Annotated in this window: 15 protein-coding genes; 6 read left to right on the top strand and 9 right to left on the bottom strand. The window is 71.7% G+C overall.

Going from position 1 to position 20,445, the window contains the following annotated elements:
• Window positions 1-2,135: choice-of-anchor G family protein (locus tag K5S26_RS16725; RefSeq protein ID WP_221860298.1), on the bottom strand; the 2,135-nt coding region annotated here is incomplete at its 3' end.
• Between the two features lie 226 nt (window positions 2,136-2,361).
• Window positions 2,362-4,353 (bottom strand): DNA helicase RecQ, encoded by a 1,992-nt coding sequence (gene recQ, locus K5S26_RS16720; protein WP_221860311.1) that lies wholly within the window; start codon window positions 4,351-4,353, stop codon window positions 2,362-2,364.
• A 171-nt stretch (window positions 4,354-4,524) separates the two neighbouring features.
• Between recQ and K5S26_RS16715 the strand changes: the two genes are divergently transcribed.
• Complete coding sequence (locus tag K5S26_RS16715; RefSeq protein ID WP_221860296.1) at window positions 4,525-4,872, top strand: GNAT family N-acetyltransferase; 348 nt, start codon at window positions 4,525-4,527, stop codon at window positions 4,870-4,872.
• Window positions 4,873-4,965: 93 nt separating this feature from the next.
• Here the strand turns inward: K5S26_RS16715 and K5S26_RS16710 are convergent, their stop codons facing one another.
• Window positions 4,966-5,490, bottom strand: a complete 525-nt coding sequence (locus tag K5S26_RS16710) for a hypothetical protein (protein ID WP_221860293.1) — start codon at window positions 5,488-5,490, stop codon at window positions 4,966-4,968.
• 104 nt (window positions 5,491-5,594) lie between these two features.
• On the opposite strand from K5S26_RS16710, the gene K5S26_RS16705 reads away from it, so the two are divergent.
• Genes K5S26_RS16705 through K5S26_RS16685 form a run of 4 tightly spaced genes read left to right on the top strand, consistent with a single transcriptional unit; the run spans window position 5,595 to window position 10,221 of the window.
• Entirely contained in the window at window positions 5,595-6,149 is a 555-nt protein-coding gene (locus tag K5S26_RS16705; protein WP_221860290.1) for an ECF transporter S component, read from the top strand.
• Between the two features lie 33 nt (window positions 6,150-6,182).
• Window positions 6,183-8,768 (top strand): ATP-binding cassette domain-containing protein, encoded by a 2,586-nt coding sequence (locus K5S26_RS19250; RefSeq protein WP_372454421.1) that lies wholly within the window; start codon window positions 6,183-6,185, stop codon window positions 8,766-8,768.
• A gap of 20 nt (window positions 8,769-8,788) precedes the next feature.
• Window positions 8,789-9,664, top strand: coding sequence for a siderophore-interacting protein (locus K5S26_RS16690; protein ID WP_221860288.1), 876 nt, complete (start codon window positions 8,789-8,791; stop codon window positions 9,662-9,664).
• Entirely contained in the window at window positions 9,661-10,221 is a 561-nt protein-coding gene (locus K5S26_RS16685) for an ECF transporter S component (protein WP_221860286.1), read from the top strand. Before K5S26_RS16690 ends, K5S26_RS16685 begins: the two co-directional genes overlap by 4 nt.
• Before the next feature lie 65 nt (window positions 10,222-10,286).
• On the opposite strand, the gene K5S26_RS16680 is transcribed toward K5S26_RS16685, so the two are convergent.
• Window positions 10,287-10,682 carry a DUF4190 domain-containing protein gene (locus tag K5S26_RS16680; RefSeq protein WP_221860284.1) on the bottom strand — a complete coding sequence of 132 codons (396 nt, stop codon included), beginning with the start codon at window positions 10,680-10,682 and terminating at the stop codon, window positions 10,287-10,289.
• Window positions 10,683-10,821: 139 nt separating this feature from the next.
• Between K5S26_RS16680 and K5S26_RS16675 the strand changes: the two genes are divergently transcribed.
• The gene (locus K5S26_RS16675; RefSeq protein ID WP_221860282.1) at window positions 10,822-11,907 is read left to right on the top strand and encodes an Rv2578c family radical SAM protein; all 1,086 of its coding nucleotides are present in this window, start codon (window positions 10,822-10,824) and stop codon (window positions 11,905-11,907) included.
• Between the two features lie 9 nt (window positions 11,908-11,916).
• Here the strand turns inward: K5S26_RS16675 and K5S26_RS16670 are convergent, their stop codons facing one another.
• From K5S26_RS16670 to K5S26_RS16650, 5 genes are all read right to left on the bottom strand, one after another.
• Window positions 11,917-12,861 carry a M15 family metallopeptidase gene (locus K5S26_RS16670; protein ID WP_221860280.1) on the bottom strand — a complete coding sequence of 315 codons (945 nt, stop codon included), beginning with the start codon at window positions 12,859-12,861 and terminating at the stop codon, window positions 11,917-11,919.
• A gap of 130 nt (window positions 12,862-12,991) precedes the next feature.
• Entirely contained in the window at window positions 12,992-13,936 is a 945-nt protein-coding gene (locus K5S26_RS16665) for an aldose 1-epimerase family protein (protein WP_308123041.1), read from the bottom strand.
• A gap of 115 nt (window positions 13,937-14,051) precedes the next feature.
• Window positions 14,052-15,950, bottom strand: coding sequence for a DEAD/DEAH box helicase (locus K5S26_RS16660; RefSeq protein WP_221860278.1), 1,899 nt, complete (start codon window positions 15,948-15,950; stop codon window positions 14,052-14,054).
• A 153-nt stretch (window positions 15,951-16,103) separates the two neighbouring features.
• Window positions 16,104-16,940 (bottom strand): glycosyltransferase family 2 protein, encoded by an 837-nt coding sequence (locus K5S26_RS16655; RefSeq protein WP_221860276.1) that lies wholly within the window; start codon window positions 16,938-16,940, stop codon window positions 16,104-16,106.
• Window positions 16,941-17,052: 112 nt separating this feature from the next.
• Entirely contained in the window at window positions 17,053-20,319 is a 3,267-nt protein-coding gene (locus tag K5S26_RS16650; protein WP_221860274.1) for an efflux RND transporter permease subunit, read from the bottom strand.
• Between the last annotated feature and the right edge of the window lie 126 nt (window positions 20,320-20,445).

Genomic DNA, 20,445 nt, shown 5'->3' with positions numbered 1-20,445 from the left:
GCCGCCGTATTCGCATCCGCGTCCGCCGCCGCCTGAGCAGCCGCCTGAGCCGAGGCGTTCGAGTCGTCATCGGCGTTCGCCGACGCCGACGCCGAAGCCGCCGCGTTCACGTTGCCATCGGCATCCGTGTCCGCGTTGGCGTCGGTGTCCGACCCGCTCGTGCCGTCCGTGACGGTGAGCTCGTCCGTGGCCGGCGTCCCGGAGGTCTCCCCCTCGGCGACCACGTCGAGGACGCCCGGCTCGGTGCCCTCCGGCACCGTCCACTCCTCGGAGAACTCGCCGTTCTCGTCCGCCGTGACCTCGATCGTGCCGATCACGTTGCCGTCGGCGTCGGTGATCTCGATGACGACCGTCTCCTCCGGCGCGAAGCCGGTGCCCTCGATCGTCGTGGTCTCGCCCGGAGCGACCTCGGTCGGCGAGACCTCGATCGACGTGTCGTACGCCACGGCGTCCGCGCGGACGGTGGCCGAGGCGAGCGACAGCGACACCACCGGCTCGTCCAGGATCGGCAGCAGCGTCAGCTCGAGGGCGCGCTGCGTGAACGAGCCCGGCGAGTGCGCGGTGTCGGTCGTGAACGTCCCCGGGTCCTCCTTCACGTTGGCTGTCAGCGACACGACGCCGTTGAGCACGTCGGTGAGCGGCGTCAGCAAGGCGTTCACCGCCTCGACCGGTGCACGGAAGATCGTGTCCGTCAGGCCGGCACCCTCCAGCACCTCGCTGAACACACCGCCCAGAACGGGCAGCACCTCCGTCGTGATCGGCGTCAGCAGCGCCTCGGCGATAGTCCCGACCGGCACCGTGACGGCGAGCGGCGGAAGCCCCACGCTGATCGAGGTTCCCGAGGCGTCCACGGCGAGCGGTTCGGCGTCGGGGTCGAGAAGCTGACCCAGCTGACCGTCGAGCTGCACGTCCAGCGTGCCGCTGACGACTCCGCCGACCGCCGAGATCTCTCCGCCGATCGCGATGTTCACGTCGGTGCTGTCGAGCGCCTGCGTGACGAGCTCGTACGCCCGTGCAGGGATCTCGTCGAGCAGCGTCCCCGCCGTCCCGTCGAGGATCGCCTGAACGAGGTCCGGCGTGAGCAGCTCGGTGTCCTCAGGCAGGTTGTTGAGGGTGCCGTCGTAGACGCCACCCTGGGTGTCCGCGATGAGGCGCGCGAGGTCGACCTCGATCGTGCCTTCGCTCAGATCGATGGTCAGCGCGGCGTCGTCGCTCGTGAACTGCTCGGTCAGGAGCGGCGCGAGTGCGTTCGACAGGTCGACGTCGACGGTCGCCTCGATGGTCACGTCATCGATCGCGACGGCCTGGCCGACGAGCGGAATGGCGCTGATCGCATCAGTGATGGGCGCGATGACCTCGTCGGTCACGGCTGACAGAGCGCTGTCGAGAGCCCCGCCCTCCCCGAGTGCACTGTTCAGGGCGTCGGAAAGCTCAGCGGCGGTTGTGTCCAGAGTCTCGGCGAGGCCTCCGATGGCAGGGCTCGTGATCACGAGCCGCCCGTCGGCGATCTGGTAGTCGCCCTCGGCCGTGCCGTCGACGGTCTTCTCCGCCGACGCGCTGACGGCGCCAAGGTCGAGCCGCAGGTCGGAGACGACCGTTTCGACCAGGTCCTCGACGCCGATCTCCGCGCCCACGACGTCGAGCAGATTCCCGAGGTCCAGGTAGGCGCTGTCAGCGGGGTCGGTGCTGCCCCAGGAGATGGCGCCGGCATCGGACACCGCGCCCGAGGCTCCGTAGGCCCGCGCCTCGTCGGTCTCGGCGTGCTGTCCGAGAGCGCCGACACCGATCACGCCGTTGTTCGTGCCGTCGGTGAACAGCTGCACGCCGTTGCCGAGGCCCAGATCGATGCCGTCGAGGAGCGACAGCGCCAACGGGCTCGCATCGACATCAGGCGAGCTCGGTACCGCCGAGTAGGCCTCCACGAGGGCGGCGACCTGATCGAGATCGATCGTGCCCTCGCTGAACGTGAGAACGCGGCCCTCCGCCTCTGTGACGTCGGACTCGAGCGCGTTCGCCCCCGATGCTCCCGCGTATGCGCCCCCGGCCACGAGCGCCGAGACGGCTACTCCGGCCAGCGGCAGGAGCCTCCTTCGTCTCAGATGCTCCTGCGCATCGGATTTACGTTCGACAGACATACACCCCTCCTGCTCGGTCATCGCAGGCTCGCCCACCGGCTCAAGCAGACGGGAGCCACCCACTCAGCGTTTACTCAGCGAGAGTGTGTCAGCCAGTCAACTGGCATGTCCAGGATATCGACATAAAAAGCGCATAAAAGACACAGGGTTGTCCGTACGGTCATTCCGGGGCGCCGTGGACACCCCGAAGAGGGCCGTGAGAACCTGCCGAAGAGCGGGAGGAAGCTCAGTTCGCGGCGATGACGGAGAGCACGGCGTCGCCGTAGGCCTCGCGCTTGCGCTCGCCGATGCCGCTGATGCCGGACAGCGCGTCGAGGCTCGCGGGACGGTGCTCGGCCAGGGCGCGCAGCGTGGCGTCGCCGAACACGATGTACGCGGGAACGCCCTGCTCGCGCGCCTGCTCGGCGCGCCACGAGCGCAGGGCCTCGAACAGCTCGCGATGCTCCGGCGCCAGCTGGTCTGCGGCCGAGGCCTTGCGCGGGCCGCCGGAGCGCGACACCCGACCGATCGCGTCTCGGCGCAGCGGCACCGGCGTCTCGCCGCGAAGGACTCCTCCGCTGGCCTCGCTCAGCGCGAGCGTGCCGTACTCGCCCTGAGCGACCAGCAGACCGCGCGCCAGCAGCTGGCGGATGACGCTTCGCCAGTCCTGCTCCGACAGGTCTGCGCCGAGGCCGTAGGTGGAGAGGGCGTCATGGCCCATCTTGCGGATGCGGTCGGTCGACCCGCCGCGCAGGATGTCGATGAGGTGCCCGGCCCCGAACGCCTGGTTGCGCTCGCGCTTCAGGCGCACGATCGTCGACAGCAGCTTCTGGGCGGGCACCAGGCCGTCCCACGTCTCGGGCGGCGTCAGGCACGTGTCGCAGTTGCCGCACGGCTCGGACGCCTGACCGAAGTAGCCGAGCAGGTTCTGCCGGCGACAGCCCACCGTCTCGCACAGGGCGAGCATCGCGTCGAGATGCTGTCCCTGGCGCTGCCGGATCGCCCGGTCGCCGTCACCCTGCTGGATCAGCCGCCGCTGCTGCACGACGTCGCCCAGCCCGTACGCCATCCACGCCTGCGCAGGCTCGCCGTCGCGGCCCGCGCGCCCCGTCTCCTGGTAGTACCCCTCGACGGACTTCGGCAGATCGATGTGGCCGACGAAGCGGACGTCGGGCTTGTCGATGCCCATGCCGAACGCGATCGTCGCGACGACGACGACGCCGTCCTCGCGCAGGAAACGGGACTGGTGACGCGCCCGCGTCGCCGCGTCGAGGCCCGCGTGGTACGGGATCGCGTCGATGCCCTGACGCGCCAGGTACTCAGCCGTCTGCTCCACCGACTTCCGGCTGAGCGCGTACACGATCCCCGCCGACCCCTCGGGCTGCGATCGGATGAACGACAGGAGCTGCGCGCGCGGCTCACTCTTCGCCTCGATGCGGTACCGGATGTTCGGCCGGTCGAAGCTCGCGACGAAGTGGCGTGCCTCCGGCAGCCGGAGGCGCTCGGTGATCTCGCGGTGCGTCTCCGGCGTCGCCGTGGCCGTGAGCGCCAGGCGCGGCACCCCCGGGAAGCGATCGGCGAGGCCGCCGAGCGCGAGATAGTCCGGGCGGAAGTCGTGCCCCCACTGGGACACGCAGTGCGCCTCGTCGATCGCGATCACGCTGAGCGTGCCGCGCTCGAGCAGGCGCAGCGTCTGCTCGCCGCCCAGGCGCTCCGGCGCGACGTAGAGCAGGTCGAGCTCGCCGGCGAGGTACGCGCGCTCGACTCGGGCGCGCTCGTCGGGCGCCTGCGTGGAGTTCAGATAGGCGGCGTGCACGCCGTTGGCGACGAGCGCGTCCACCTGGTCGTGCATGAGCGCGATGAGCGGGGAGACGACGAGACCGGTGCCCTCGCGCACGAGGGCGGGAACCTGGTAGCAGACGCTCTTGCCGCCGCCCGTGGGCATGAGGACCACGGCGTCCCCGCCGCCGACGACGTGCTCGACGATCTGCTGCTGGTCACCTCGGAAGGCGTCGTATCCGTAGACGGTCTTGAGCGCCTCGAGCGGGGTCGCATGCTGCGGCGCTCGCACGCCGGACGCGGGCGGCGCGACCGGCGTGCGCTGCCCCGCCGGCTCGTTCGGGGGCACCCACTCGTCCGGAGGCGGCACGTCCTGATACGGGTCGAACGGCGGCTCGTCGTACGGGATCCAGTCGCCCGGACCGCCCTGATCCTCCGGCGCGCCGTCCGGCGACGGCATCGCGGCCCACGACCCCCAGCGGGGAGCGGGATCGGGGCTGGTCGGCGTCACCCGATCGAGTCTAGGCGGGGTCGCCGACGACCGCGCCGACCGTCCACAACGGTCACGGCGCGCGGCTTCCCCGCCGTGCGGACACGACGTAGCGTGAAGGTTCCGACGAGAGGAGCCACCATGGCGGACGTGAAGGTGACACGGAACGACGACGAGGCGCGCTACGAGCTGCATGTGCCGGACGAGAACGGTCAGGAGACGCTCGCGGGCTTCGCGCGGTTCGAGGAGGAGACCGGACGCGTGCGCTTCACGGGCACCGAGATCGACCCCGCGTTCCGAGGGCAGGGGCTCGGCGACGTCCTCGCGTCGGAGGCGCTCGCCGACGCCGCCCAGCGCGGCGACACGATCGTCCCCGTGTGCCCGTTCATCGCGTCCTACCTGACGAAGAACGAGGTCGCCGGCGCGGTCGTCGACTGGCCCGGCGAGACGCCCACGGACGCCGCGACTCCGGGAGAGTCCTCGGCGTGATCCGCCGCGGGGCACCCCCGACCCGGCGCGGCCCAGGCCGCGACCATCGCCGACCCACGCGCGAGCTCACACGACGAGGGCGTCGGACGCGGCTCAGGCCACCTTCGTCAGACCGATGAACTTCATCTCGTCGACGCCGTAGAAGCAGGTCTGCAGCGCGAGCTCGCCGCCCAGACCGACCAGGTCGTCGGTGCTCGACCAGATCTTCGAGGTCAGCCGGATGTCGACGATCTCGTAGACGTCGTCGCTGCCCTCGACCTGGATGCGCTGGCCGATCTCCCACGGCAGGGCGACGTCGCCGCCGCAGTTGTTGTGAGCGGCCCACACCGGGGGCACGCCCTCGCGTTCGTACGACAGCATCTCGGTGAACGTGCCGTCGCAGCGGTCGAGCTCCGGGATGCCGCCCGACACACCGAGCTTCACGACCGGCAGCTCCTCGAAGACCTCCTCGCGCACGTCGTCGACCCGCTTCGTGACCTCGGTCTTCACCACCCCGTACGCGTGCTCGACCTGCTGCGGGGCGAAGAGCTGGAACGCCAGCACCGCGGCGCCGGCGAGCAGCAGCAGCACGCCGATGACGCGCATCGTGTAGGTCCCTGCACCGGCTCGCGCTCCCATGAGGGCATTATCCCTGCCCGGGCGCTCGCGCGCAGTGTGAAATCGCGGGCGCGGGCGACCGACCGTCGCACGCCCGACGGTCGGTCACGCCTTAGGCTCAGCACATGGCACGTTCGCTCGACACCCGCACCCTGCTCGTGTGCGCGGCGGTCGGCGTCGCCACCGGCCTGCTGGGAGCGGTGGCCGGATGGGTGACGATCGCCGTCCTGGCGGCCGCCCCCGTCGTGTACGGCTTCGTGCTCGGCGTGCACGTGCTGCCCGGCGTGATCGCCCAGCGGCTGCTGCGGCGTCCCGGTGCCGCGCTCGCCACGCACGTGCTCGCCGCCCTCGTGTCGAGCGCGTTCGCCCCCATGTACCTCTGGCAGTTCCTGCTGACCGCACTGCTCTTCGGCGGCGTCCAGGAGGCGTCGGCGGCGATCGGCCGGTACCGGTCCTGGTCGCCGCTGCGCCTGATCGCGACCGCCGTCGCGATCGGGGCCCTCGTCGCCGTGGCGGTCGCGTTCGCCGCCGACCTCGAGAACCTCGCCCTGTGGGCACAGGTGCTCTACATCGTGCTCGCGGTCGCCGGGCCCGTCGCGTGGAGCATCGTCGGCCTGTCCGTCTCGGCCGCGCTGCGCCGGGCCGGGGTCGCGGGCACCGAGGCGTCCCGACAGGGTTAGGCCGCCCTAAGTCGCTCGTATTAGGGTGAGGCCGTGCCCCTGGCCGAGACGCCTCCCCTCCTGCGCCTGACCGACGTCTCGATCACGCATCCCGACGCGGTGCGGCCGACGCCGCGCGCAGTGTCGCTCGACGTGGGGCTCGGCGAGGTCGTGCTGCTGCTGGGCCCGAGCGGCTGCGGCAAGTCGACTCTGGCGCTGTCGCTCGACGGCCTGGTGCCCCATGCGCTGCCGGCGACGCTCGACGGCACCGTCGAGGTCGACGGGCTGGACACGGCGTCGCACACCGTCGCGCAGCTCAGCACGCGCGTGGGGATGGTCTTCCAGGACCCGGACGCCCAGCTCGTCGCCGGCACGCTGCTCGACGAGGTCGCGTTCGCCGTGGAGAACCTGCTGCTGCCGCCGGACGAGGTGCTCGCACGCTCCGAGCGCGCCCTGCGCCGCATGGGCCTGTGGGAGCACCGGTCGTGGAACCCGGACCGCCTGTCCGGCGGCGGACGGCAGCGACTGGCGATCGCCTGCGCGCTCGCCATGGACCCGCCCGTCCTGGTGCTCGACGAGCCGACGGCGAACCTGGATCCGGTGGGCATCGACGACGTCTACGCCGCCCTCGCGGAGGTGGTGGCCGAGAGGGACCGCGCCATCGTCCTGGTGGAGCACAACCTCGACGCCGCAGTCGGCCTCGCGACTCGGGTGGTCGTGCTCGACGCCGTCGGCGGGGTCGCCTTCGACGGGCCGACGCAGGCGGTGCTGCGCGACCACGCCGATGCGCTCGACGCGATGGGGGTCTGGCTGCCGTCGGCGACGCTCGCAGCGCTGCGGCTGCGGGACGGCGGTCGGCCGATCGATCCGCTTCCGCTCACGCCCGACGACCTGCGCGACGCACTGGAACCCGACGAGCGCGACGCCGCGGGAGCGGCCCTGCTGGGCGGCGCCGCCTGGCAGGAGGGGGCCGAGCCGCCCGCGGTACGCGTGCGCGGCCTGAGCGTGACGAAGCACCGCGCGCAGATCCTCCGCGACGTCGACCTCGACATCCCCGCCGGGTCGTTCACCGCGGTCATCGGGCCGAACGGCGCGGGCAAGACGACTCTCGTGCAGGCGATCGCCGGTGTCGACGAGCCGCCGGCCGGTCGTATCCGCACCGCCGGGCTCGACCCGGCCGAGGCGTCGCCGCGCGCGCTGTCGGCACGGGTCGGTTACGTGTTCCAGAACCCGGAGCACCAGTTCATCGCGCACACGGTGTTCGACGAGCTCGCGCACGGGCTGCGCCTGCGCGGCGCCTCCGACGACGAGGTGCGCCCGCGCGTGGAGGCGATGCTCGATCGGTTCGGCCTGACGGAGCGCGCGCAGGCCCACCCCTTCCTGCTGTCGGGCGGCCAGAAGCGGCGCCTCTCGGTCGGGACGGCGCTGATCTCCGGAGGCGCAGGGCCGGCAGGCCCGTCTCTGCTGGCCCTGGACGAGCCGACCTTCGGGCAGGACCGGGCTCGGGCGTCCGAGCTGCTGACGCTGCTGCGCGAGCTGCACGCGGGCGGCACGACCGTGCTCATCGTCACGCACGACCTGCAGCTGGTCGCCGAGCACGCGACGCACGTCGTCGTCGTGGCGGACGGCCAGGTCGTGGCATCGGGACGCACCGTGGAGGTCTTCGCCGACGAGGGGCTGCTGGAGGGCGCCGGGCTGCGACTGCCGCCGGTCCATCGCGCGCTTCGCGCGGTCTCGACCGTCGCCGTCGGAGGACGTCCGACGGCGACGCCGTCGACGACGGGCCCGTCGCGAGATCGAGGCGACGGCACGATCGCCCCTCAGCGCACCGCCGTCATCGATCCGTACGCGCCTCTCCCGCCCGCCCCCGCATGGCGCTTCCTGCACGGCATCAACCCGCTCGCCCTCATCGCGGCCACCGCGCCGGCGATGATCGCGCTCGTGTTCACCCGCGACGTCGCGACGCCGCTCGCGATGCTGCTGCTGGCGGCGGTCGTGCTGCTCGTCGGCGCACGGCTGCCGCGTCGGCTGACGCTCGGCCTCGCGGCGGGCGTGCCGCTCGGGGTGGCGGTGGTGGGCGTCGGGTTCTCGCTGTGGATCGATCCGGCACAGGTGTCCGAGACGGCTATCGCGTTGCGCGTCGGCGACTGGACGCTGCGCACGGGCGCCTTCGCGATCGGCTTCGCCACCTCTCTGAGGCTCGCGGCGATCGTGATGCTCGCGGTGCTGAGCGGCGCGGTGACGGCGGGCCCCGACCTCGTGCGCGCCGCGGTGCAGCACCTGCGCGTGCCGTACCGCATCGGCTACACGGCGCTGGCGGCGTACCGCTTCGTGCCGCGCTTCAGCCATGAGCTCGACGTGATCAGGGCCGCGCATCGCGTGCGCGGCCAAGGCGGACGCGGACCGCTCGCGCGGCTGTCGCGCTCCTGGGGCTATGTCGTGCCCCTGCTGGCGAGCGCGATCCGACACGCCGAGCGCGTCGCCCTCGCCATGGACGCTCGCGCCTTCGGCGCCTTCCCCACGCGCACCGAGCGTCACGTCGTGCCGCTGCGAAGACGGGACCTGGTGTTCGTCCTGCTCTCCTGGGCCGCCTGCGCCGCGGTCTTCGTCGTGACCCCCACGCTCGCACCAACCCTCTGACCCGCATCGAGAGGACCACCATGGCATCTTCCGCCCGCCTCGTGAAACCGGCCCAGCAGGAGCTGCTGCGCCTCACCGTGCGTCGCGCCGAGCGCCTGTCACCGCACTGGATGCGCATCACGCTCGCCGACGGCGAGATCGAACGGTTCCGCCCCATGGGATACGACCAGTGGTTCCGGATCTTCCTGCCGGTCAGCGGCGAGGAGGGACTCGAGCGCCTGCCCGCCAAGGCGAACCGTCTGCTCGGGTACCTGAGATACCTCCGCATCCCGGACGGCCTGCGCCCGGTGATGCGCAACTACACGGTCCGCGCGTACCGCGCGTCGAGCGCCGACGGCGGGCCGGAGATCGACGTCGACTTCGTGCTCCACGGATCGGCCTCCGACGGGACGGCGGGCCCCGCGTCGCGCTGGGCCGAGACGTGCGCGCCGGGCGAGGACGTCGTGATCATCGACGAGGGCCTCGGATTCAACCCGGAGCGAGGAGTGCGACAGGTGCTCCTGGTCGCCGACGAGACCGGACAGCCGGCGATCGCCGGGGTCTGCGCGACGCTTCCCGACGACGCCTCCGGGCTCGTGCTGATCGAGGCCCCGCACGCGGACGACGTGCTGGAGTTCGATCGCCCCGCGGGAGTCGAGGTGCGGTGGCTGGTGCGGGACGACCCGCACCAGGTGCCCGGCGCCCGGGCCCTGGCGGCGCTGCGAGAGGCCGACGTGACGCAGCCCGGCCTGCACGCCTTCGTCGTCGGCGAGCAGGCGCTGGCGACCGGCGCTCGTCGCCTGCTGGTCGGCGAACGCGGCCTCGACAGGAACGCGGTCAGCTTCGTCGGCTACTGGCGGTCCGGGTCAGCGTCCCCCGCACCGAAGGCGGCACGCGCCTCGGGCGAGGCGTCGTGAGCCGCGTCTCGACGGCGTATCTCCTGACGTGCGCCGCGCTCGGGGTCGCGGGCGGGCTGCTGCTGGCGCCCGCGAACTGGGTCTCCACCGCTCTGTTCGCGACCGTGCCCTTCGCCTCCGTCGCGATCGCCGGGCTCTGGATCCTGCCGGCGGTCATCGCCCTGCGCCTGCTGCAGCGGCCGATGGCGGGGCTGCTCACGGGAGTGATCGCCGGCCTCGTGATCGCCCCGTTCTCCGGCTACGGCTTCTACAGCGTGCTCACCAACGCGTGGTGGTCGTTCTTCCCCGAGGCGCTCTTCCTCGTGGTGCTGTGGCGATTCTGGACCCTCTGGCAGCACTACGCGGGCGCCGTCGCGGTGGGCGTCGTCTACCCGATCGCCGCCGCGGCGTCCTTCGATCTCTGGTCGATGTCGCCGGTCGCGATCGTCGGATTCTTCGCCCTCACCATCGCGAGCTGCGTGGCCGCCACGGCTCTGGGGATCCTGATCGCCGATCGACTGCGCCACGCCGGCGTCGCCGCGTCGGTGCGACGCCGACGCCCGACGACCGGCGGCTGAGCGCCCATCGCCGATCGCCCCGTCGCCGCGCATCGCCCGACGGGGCGCGGCGAGGCGGGAGCGACTCAGCTCAGGTTGACGGCGGTGCCGACGAACGTGCCGACCACGGCGGCGATCAGCCCGATGATCGCCAGGTTCACGGCGATCAGCACGTAGCCGAGCACGAGCCCGGTGATCGCCATGCCCTTGCCGCCCTCACCTCTGCGGTTGATCTGCACGACGGCGATGTGCCCCAGGATCACCGCCGCCAGCGGGAAGAGGGGCGTGAACCAGCCGATGACCGGCACCCAGGCCACCGCGGCGCTGAACACCGCGGCGAGGCCGATGACCATCGAGGTGACCGCGAGCCCGTTGGTGCGGGGCGGCGGCGGATAGCCGTACACGTTGACCGTCGGGTACGCCGGCGGGGGCGGGTACGGCGCACCCTGCAGGGGCGGCTGATCGGGCGTGGGCGTGCTCATCGGTTCCTCCAACAGGGTGGCACCGCCCGCTCGCGGCGCTCAGCCCCGACTCTAGCGACACGGGCGGACACGGTGACACATGTGAACATGCGTTCTATTGTTCTTGACACCGACATGGAACGGATGTTCGATTGACGACATGCGATGGCAGGGACAGCAGCTGGCGGCGATCGACGACGACGCCCTGCCGGGGATGGAGCGGCTGGACGGTCTCGTGCGGTCCGTGACGACGCCGGAGTTCGCCGGCATCACCTTCCACGAGGTGGCCGCGAAGTCGGCGCTCAACCACGTGCCCGGGCCGAGCAGCATGCCGTTCGACTGGACGGTCAACCCGTATCGAGGCTGCAGCCATGCGTGCGTCTACTGCTTCGCTCGAGGCACACACGAGTACCTCGAGCTCGACGCGGGGAGCGACTTCGACTCGCAGATCGTCGTGAAGGTGAACGTCGCGGACGTGCTCCGGCGCGAGCTCGCCCGCGGCAGCTGGAACCGCGAGCACGTCGCGCTCGGCACCAACACCGATCCGTATCAGCGCGCCGAGGGCCGTTACCGGCTGATGCCCGGGATCGCGACCGCCCTGGCCGAGTCGGGCACGCCCTTCTCGGTGCTGACGAAGGGATCGCTGCTGCGCCGCGACCTCCCCCTGCTGTCCCGTCTGCATGGGCAGGTGCCGATCTCGATCGCGATGTCGATCGCGGTCTACGACGACGACCTGCAGCAGGCGATCGAGCCCGGCACGCCGACGGCACAGGCGCGCCTCGACACGGTGCGCGCCGCGGCGGACGGGGGCTTCGCCGTGTCGGTCTTCCTGATGCCGATCCTCCCCCACCTCACCGACTCCGCCGACGCGCTCGACGCCGCGCTCGCCCGAGTGCGCGCGGCCGGCGCCGCCCGTGTCGTGCACGGCGCGCTGCACCTGCGTCCCGGCGTGAAGCCGTGGTTCATGCGGTGGCTCGCGCGTGAGCACCCCGACCTGCTGCCGGTGTACCGCGGTCTCTACCCCGGCGCGTCCGTGAACGCGCCCCGCGCCTACCGCACCGCGCTGTCGCAGCGCATCCGTCCGCTCGTCCGTGCACACGGGCTGGACGGACGCGCCGACGGCGACCCCTGGCAGCAGCCGTCGGCGCGGCCGAACGCTGTGGCGAACCCTTCGCGCATCGTCACGACCGCGCGCGGCCGGGCTGCGGCGCGCTCGAGGCCGCCCGAGCCGGCGCGTCTGTTCTGAGACCGCGGATCATCCGTAGTCGGGGGCGGCGGGCAGCCCGAAGAACTCCTCGAGCGTACGGAACCCGCCCTCGTGGTAGACGGCCGCGAGCTCTTCGCCGATGTAGCGCAGGTGCCAGGGCTCCGGGTCGTACCCCGTCGTCTCCGTCTGGCCGTCCTCGTAACGGATGATCCACCCGAAGCGCCACGAGTTCTCGGCGAGCCACTGCCCCTGCGCCGTGTCGCCGAGCTGGTAGATGGTTCCGCACCCGCCCGCCTCGCAGGCGACCACGTCGACGGCGAGGCCGAGCTGATGCTCGCTGTGCCCCGGATGCGCAGACAGCGCGTCCGCCTCGGACTCGCCCCGGGCGCTCACCTGGGCGTCGTAGGTCGCGACCTGCGTGGCGTACGAGCGGTATCCGCTGAACAGGCTGACGCGCCCCGCGCCCTCCTCGTCGGCCGCGGCGACCATCCGCTCGAACGCGTCCACCACGTCGACGCGGAGCCCGCCCTCGACCACATGCGACGGCGGGACCTGCACCTGTGGCGCGTAGTCGACGGGCACGATCGCGCGCTGCTTGTTCACCACCACCCACGGCAGCACGGGATCGTCCAGCGGGACGCACGGCGCCGCTCCCGCGGCGACAGCCTCGCGCAGCTGTTCGGCACCGCCGAGCGCCTCGATCAGCGCGGCCGGATCCTTCGCCGTCAACGCGTCACCGGCCGCGGACGACTCGCAGCGCGGCTCCTCGGCCTCGACCTGATCGATCGTCGGCACGGGGATCGTCAGGCCGGAATCGTCCGGGCTCTGCGCGGCCAGCACGGCCGCCGACTCGTTCCGCGACACGAGCTGGCTGATCAGCGACACCTCGACGATCAGCATGAGGGCAGCGGCGAGCGCCACCAGCAGCACACGGCGGGCGCGACGCAGGAAGACCGCCCGGCGACGGTCCGCCACCCGCTGGGCGTAGCTCATGACCCCATTCTGACCCGGCGCGCGCCGCACGTCGCGGGTGTGAGCGGGGTGTCGTCGGCGAGGCGGACGCGCTCGTGCGACGGTGCGACGGACGTCGACGCCGTCGCGCGGAGCGTCCGGAGCGTCCGCGTCATCGGCCGGAGAAGCGCACGCCCCAGCGGGCCGTCCACGTGCTTCCCGGCGCCAGCCGGCGCAGGTCGACGCCCGAGTTGAAGGCGTCTGTCGGCGCCGTCATCGGCTCGACGGCGACCGCCATCGACTGGCCGGGATACCTGGTCGTGTTGAAGGCCTGGATGTATCCCCAGTTCTCGTCCTGCCACAGCGTGACGACGCGACCATCCGGCGCGGTGAGGGTCGACAGCGCGAGGCCGTCGGCGCCGCGGACCAGGGAGCCGAACCCCGTGTCGAGGTCGAGACTGCCTACGCGCGCACCGTCTCTCAGGTCGCTCGCGCCCGCCACGGGGGCCTCCCGGAGCGGCAGCAGGCGGTCGTCGACCTCGAAGACCCTCTGCGCGGGCAGGGCCAGCACGAGGTCCTCGGTCGGCACCCCGCCGATGCAGAAGAAGGGGTGCGTGCCCAGGGCCACCGGCGCGTCGCCCTCGCCGACGTTCGCGACCTCGTGGGTCACCTCGACGCCGGTGTCGGTGAGCGCATACGTGACGGCGGTGCGAAGCGTGTACGGGTAGCCGTGCTGGGGATGGATCGATGCGGTGAGCGTGGCGCTGTGCTCCGACGCGTCGATCGCATACGGCGCGTACCGCAGCAGCCCATGGATCGCGTTCGAGCGGTCGGGCTCGGTGATGTCCAGCTGACGGGCCGTCCCGCCGTCGTTCCATCGCCCGTCGCGGACCCGATTCGGCCACGGCGCCAGCACGATACCCGAGCCGAACGGCGTAGGCGTGCCCTCCGGATACCGCGCGACGATGTCCACCCCGCCGACCGTGAGCGCGCGAAGCGACGCTCCGACCTGGGCGATCTGCGCCGTGACCTCACCCTCGGCGCCGTCGCGGCGCAGGTGCGTCTGCAGACCGGTGGGGTCGATCGGGGAGGTGTCGATGCGCGTCGCTGCAGTCACCGGGAAAGCCTATCCGGGCACACGGGCGTCGAACGCGACGGACCCGCCCTCGAGGGAGGTGAGGGCGGGTCCGTCGGTGCGGCGTGCCGGCACAGCATGCGCCGGCAGGCGACGGTCAGGCGGTGAGGTCGGCGACCGTGGGCGCCCCGGCCAGCTCGTCGAGCAGGTCGTCGCCCGGGCGCACGTCGTCGAACGGGGCCTCGATCTCGGCCCGCTCGAGCATCTCGGTCATGCGACGACGGCGCTGGCGCGGGATGAGCGTGACGACGCGTCCGGTACGTCCGGCTCGTCCCGTGCGTCCGGCCCGGTGCAGGTACGTCTTGTACTCGTCGGGCGCGTCGGCCTGGATCACCAGGTCGACGTCGTCGACGTGGATGCCGCGGGCCGCGACGTCGGTGGCGACCAGCACACGGGCTCGACCCTTCGAGAAGCGGTCGATGTTCCGGGTGCGCTTGGCCTGGTTGAGGTCGCCGTGGAGCGAGATGGCGTCGACGCCGGCGTCGTCGAACTGCTCGGCGAGCATCTCGGCGTAGGCACGCGTGCGGGTGAACACGAGCGTCTTGCCCTCGCGCGCCACGAGCTGGTCGAGGATCTCCGGCTTGCTGCGGTGCTCGACGACGAGGATGCGGTGCTCGATCGTCCCGGTCTCCTGCGTCTCGCCGGCGACCTCGTAGACCTGCGGGGCGACGAGGAACTCGTCGACGAGCGCGGCGACCTCGCGGTCGAGGGTCGCCGAGAACAGCAGCTTCTGGCCGCCCTCGGCGGTCTGTCGCAGGATCTCCTGCACCGGCTCCAGGAAGCCGAGCTCGCACATGTGGTCGGCCTCGTCGAGCACCGACACAGACACCTGCGAGAGGTCGAGCTTGCCCTGACGGTGCAGGTCGCCGATGCGGCCCGGGGTGCCGATGACGATGTCGACGCCCTTCTTGAGCGCGCCGACCTGGCGGCCCTGGGGCACGCCGCCGTATACCTGCGTGGTGAACAGCCCGACGCTGCGGGCGAGCGCCTGGACGGTGCGGTCGATCTGGAGCGCCAGCTCACGCGTGGGCGCCATGATGAGCGCGACCGGGGCACGACCGAAGTCGCGCTTGACGCCCGCCTTCGCGCGCAGCACCTTCTCGACGAGCGGGGCGCCGAAGGCGATGGTCTTGCCCGAGCCGGTGCGTCCGCGGGCCAGCACGTCGCGGCCGTCGATGATGGACGCCGCGGTGGACGCCTGGATCGGGAACGGCTTCTCGGCGCCGAGCGCGGCGAGCGCACGCACGATGTTGTCGCCGAGACCGAGGTCGGCGAAGGTCATCTCGGAGACCTCGTCGGCCTGCACGGCCTGCGCCTCCAGGCGCTCGTGCACGACGTCGATCCGGTCCTCGGCGGCCTGCGTGCGCACGGGACGCTCCTGACGGCGCTCCTCCCAACGGCGCTCGCCCTCGGCACGCGGGCGCTCGGCGCGGGCGGGCCGCTCGTCACGATCGAAGGAACGGCGCTCGCCCTCGCGAGAGAACCGCGGGCGCTCGTTCCGGTCGTATCGGGGACGGTCGTCACGGCCGAAGGGACGCTCGCCGTCACGCGCGGGACGCGCGGGACGGTCGTAGCGACGCTCGCCGTCACGGGCAGGACGCTCGGCACGGTCGTAGCGCGGACGCTCCGTCCGGTCGAACCGACGCTCGCCATCACGCGACGGACGCTGATCGCGGTCGAAACGACGCTCACCGTCACGGGCAGGACGCTCGGTACGGTCGTAGCGCGGACGCTCCGTCCGGTCGAAACGACGGTCTCCGTCACGGGCGGGACGGTCGGCACGGTCGTAGCGCGGACGCTCCGTCCGGTCGAAACGACGGTCTCCGTCACGGGCGGGACGGTCGGCACGGTCGTAGCGGCCGGCACCCTCGTCCCGGCGCGGGCCGCGCGCTCCGCCGTCGTTGCCGCGGAAGGGTCCGCCGGCACGCTTCTTGGCGTAACGCGGGTCGAAGTTCTGCGAAGGGCGGCCGCCGGCCGGCTTCTTGTTCTTGGGCATACGAAAACGAACCTCTCAGAAGGGGGTGATCTAGCGGCCAACAGGACACACCGTCACCCGCGCTTCTTGCGCGGCATCCCAAGCCGACCGTTCAGGATACCAAGGCGGCCTGTGAGAACGCCGGTGGGCCGTGCGGGGCGCATCCGGCCGGCGTCAGCGGGTGAGCGCGCGGCCGGAACGGGTCGCTCCCCACCGCACCCCCTTGAGCAGCGGGTAGATCGCCGAGAACACCCACATCGGCACCCGCAGCTTCGCGTCCTGTATGCCGTGAGCGTCATACGTCCGCTCCCAGCGCATGACATAGCTGTAGTAGTCGCGTGGGCCGTCGTCGAGCCGCCTGGCGGACATGCCCGCCACCATCGCCGAGCGATAGACCGCGCGGTGCCCTCGCTCGTGCAGATGGATGGAGATGTCGATGTCCTCGTGCATCTCGTCAGCCGCGTCCCGGCAGACGTGCGACCGGATGTCCCGCCAGGCGCTCGCCCGCAGTGCCATGTTGCTGCCGAAGATGTAGTGGAAGTCTCGTGCCAGGCGATGCACTGCCCGGCGGAGCGCATCGTCGGCGCGGTGTCCCCAGCGACGCAGCGGCATGTCGTAATAGATCATCGGCCCGGTCGCGGCCGACACGGTCTCGTCGCGGAAGATGCGCCGGACCTGCTCGACCCAGTCGTGCTCGAGCACGGTGTCGGCGTCGATGCGCCCGAGCACGTCGCCCGTCGCGGCGTCGAGCCCCAGGTCGCGCGTCGGGACGAGCCCCTGGCACGTCCCCTGGGACATCAGCCGCAGCGGCGCATCCGGGCGTTCCCGTTGCAGCGCCCGCACGATGTCCACGGTGGCGTCCGTGGACAGGTTGTCGACCACGATGATCTCGGCGGCCGGCTGGGTCTGGTCGATGGCCGCCAGCACGCACGCGCGGATCGTCCGCTGCTCGTTGAAGGCGGGGATGACGATCGATATCGCAGGACCTTCGGAGCGCAGGTCGGCGATCATGGGCCCGACACTAGCCGGGCCGGCACGGGCGCGCACCCGTCATGACGCCACGACTCCCCGCCGACAGCGGCACCCTCCCCGCCACTGCGGCGCCGGTCGCGGCGCCCTCGCCTCAGCTGCGGCGCCGGTCGCGGCGCCGCAGTGGCACCTGGACGCTGGTGGCGCTGGGCAGCGCGGTCGTGCTCGGCGCGATGTCGGCGTCGGCCGGGCGGCCTGTGCCGTGCTGAGCCGCTGTCACGGGTGCCGCCGGCTCCTGCGCGGCGACCGCAGGATCGGTGTGCGTCGGTGCGTCCAGGTCGCCCGAGCGCCTCTCCCGCCGGGCGCGACGCCGCTCGCTCGCGCCCTCGACGAGGTTGTAGAGCGTCGGCAGCACGATCAGGGTCAGCACGGTCGACGACAGCAGGCCGCCGATCACGACGATCGCGAGCGGCTGCGAGATGAAGCCGCTGTGACCCGTGATGCCGAGCGCCATCGGGGTGAGCGCGAAGATCGTCGCGAGGGCCGTCATCAGGATGGGGCGCAGGCGCTTGGACGCACCGGCGACCGTCGCATCGTGCGCGCTGAGGCCCCGCTCACGGTACTGATTGACGAGATCGACCAGCACGATCGCGTTGGTGACCACGATTCCGATCAGCATCAGCACGCCGATCAGCGAGGCGACGCCCAGCGGGACTCCCGTGGCGATCTGCAGCAGGATCGCGCCGGTCGCCGCGAACGGCACCGACACCAGCAGCAGCAACGGCTGCCGCAGCGATCGGAACGTCGCGACCATGATGACGTACACGATCAGGATCGCCGCGAGCATCGCCAGGCCGAGCTGCGTGAACGACTCGACCTGGTCCTCCGCGACGCCGCCGATCTCCGCGTCGGCCCCGTCCGGCAGGTCGACGTCGGCGAGGGCCGCGTCGATCGATGCGGTGGCCTGGGCGAGGTCGTCGCCGACCGGCGGCACGGTGATCGTCGCGGTACGGCGCCCCTGCTCGGTCGTGATCGACGTGGGGCTGTCGGCCATCTCGATCGTCGCGACGTCGTCCAGCGCGACCGGTCCGACCGCAGTGGGCACCGTGAGACGGCGCAGCTGCTCGATCGTCGTCGGCGGCTCGTCCGTGGCGATGTACACCGTCAGCGCGGTGCCGTCGATCTCGACCGATCCGGCCTGCTGCGGCCGCATCGTCCCCGACACGATGGTGCCGATCGCGACCTCCGACAGGCCGCGCGCCGCGGCCGCGTCCCGATCGACCTCGACCGCGATGTACGGCAGCGACGCCGCGAGGTCGTCGGTGACCCGGCCGATGCCGTCCCGGCCGTCGAGGGCCGCGACGATGTCGGACGTCGCCTGCTGCAGCTCGTCGGGCCCGGGGGCGGTGACGGTGATGGCGATGTCGGTCGAGCCGAAGCCCGCAGCGGCGTTCACGGTGATCTCGCCGGCGTCCTCGAGCCCGTCGATCGCGCGCTCGACGTCCTCCCGAAGGACCTCCTGGTCCGCGTCCGAGTCGGTCATGATCGAGTACGTCACGCTGCCGCCGCCCGAGAACGCGTCCTGGAGCGCCGACCCGCTCGAGCCGATCGACACCTGGACGTTCTCGATGCCCTCGACGCCCTGCAGCGCCTCCTCGACCTCCCGGGCGGCCTCGTCGGCCGTGTCCAGGCTCGCGGTCGGGTCGAGCTCCTGCGAGATCGTCAACGTGTTCTGACCCGAGTCGCCGAGGAAGTTGAGCTTCATCAGGGGCGCCGCCGCCAGGGTGCCGCCGAGCACCAGCACGGCGAGAAGCAGCGTCACCCACGAGTGCCGCAGGGTCCAGCGGAGGACGGGCAGATAGGCGCGCTGCAGCCGGGACGGCGGCGCGTCCGGGTGCTCGGGGTCGATGGCGTCGCCGTTCGCGTCGCGAAGCGGCTTGCCGGGGCGCAGGAACCAGTACGCCAGCACCGGCACGATCGTGAGCGACACCAGGAGCGACGCGACCATCGCGATGGTGACCGTCATCGCGAACGGCCGGAACAGCTCGCCCACCATGTCGCCGACGAACACGATCGGCAGGAAGACGGCCACGGTCGTCAGGGTGGACGCGGTGATCGCCATCGCGACCTCCCGCACGCCCAGCCGGATCGCCGCGCCCTTGTCGGCGCCCTCCACGTAGTGGCGCTTGATGTTCTCGATCACGACGATCGAGTCGTCCACGACGCGCCCGATGGCGATCGTCAGCGCCCCGAGCGTCAGCATGTTGAGCGAGTACCCGAACGCCTGCAGGCCCACGAACGTGATGAGCACGCTGGTCGGGATCGAGATCGCCGTCACGATCGTCGACCGCAGCGACAGCAGGAAGACGAGGATGACGAGCACGGCGAACACCAGCCCGAGCACCCCCTCCGTCGCGAGCGTCTCGATCGACTGGGTGATGAACGGCGCCTGATCGAAGACGACGGTGAACTCGGCGTCCGGGAACGTCTCGCGCAGGTCGGGCAGCACGTCGAGCACGCCCTCGGACACCTCGACGGTGTTCGCGGCCGGAAGCTTGGTGACCGCGATCGTCAGCGCGTCCTCGCCGTTGACGCGCGAGATGGACGAGACCGGGTCGGTGTTCTGTTCGACCTGGGCCACGTCGCCGATGGTCGTGACCGTTCCCGGCTCGACGGTCGTCGCGCCGAGCAGCGGCAGAGCGGACAGGTCGTCGGCGCTCGCGAGCTTGACGCCGGTCTGCACGGTGAAGGTCGAGCCGTCCTCGGTGATCTCACCGCCCGGGAACAGCACGCCGTTCTGCTGCAGCGCGTCGTTGATCGCCTGCTGCGACAGACCGCGCGCGGCGAGCGCCGCCTGGTCCGGGGTGATCGTGATGCGCTGCCCGATGCCGCCGACGATCGACGCGGAGCCGACCCCGTCGACGTCCTCGATGTCGGGGATGGCGACGGCCTCGAGATCCGCCTGCGCCGACTCGCCATCGGCGAAGCCGGTGACGGCGATCTGGATGACGGGCAGGTCGTCGAGGCTGATCGACAGCACCTGCGGGGAGACGTCCTCGGGAAGGTCGCCCGAGATGCGGTTGACGGCCTGCTGCAGCTTCTGCTCGGCGGTGGCCAGGTCGGTGCCGTAGGTGAACGAGGCCTGCACGACCGAGGCGTTCGTGGTGCTCGTGGCGCTCGTCGCCTCGAGCCCGGCCACGCCCTGGATGGCCGTCTCGATGGGCGTGGAGACGTCGTTCTCGACGACCTCCGGGGACGCCCCGGGGTACTGCGTCATCACGAGCAGCTGCGGCAGCTCGATCGCGGGGATCAGCTCCTGCTTGAGGGTCGTGAGCGAGAGGCCGCCGAAGATCGCGGCGCAGATCGTGATCAACGCGATGAGAGCGCGGTTCTTCAGGCTGAGTTCGGCAAGTCTCGACACGTCGGCTGTCTCTCGTTCGCAGGCGGCGGGGATCCGCAGGGCGGCGGAGCCGCCGATACGGTGCTGTATCCCCCGCGTTCATTCTGACACGCACCGCGTACGCGGCCCCGCCCGGTCCCCTGGGGT

The sequence above is a fragment of the Microbacterium marinilacus genome (genome assembly GCF_019753765.1).
Taxonomy (GTDB): domain Bacteria; phylum Actinomycetota; class Actinomycetes; order Actinomycetales; family Microbacteriaceae; genus Microbacterium; species Microbacterium marinilacus.
This window is presented reverse-complemented; position numbering and strand designations above follow the sequence as displayed.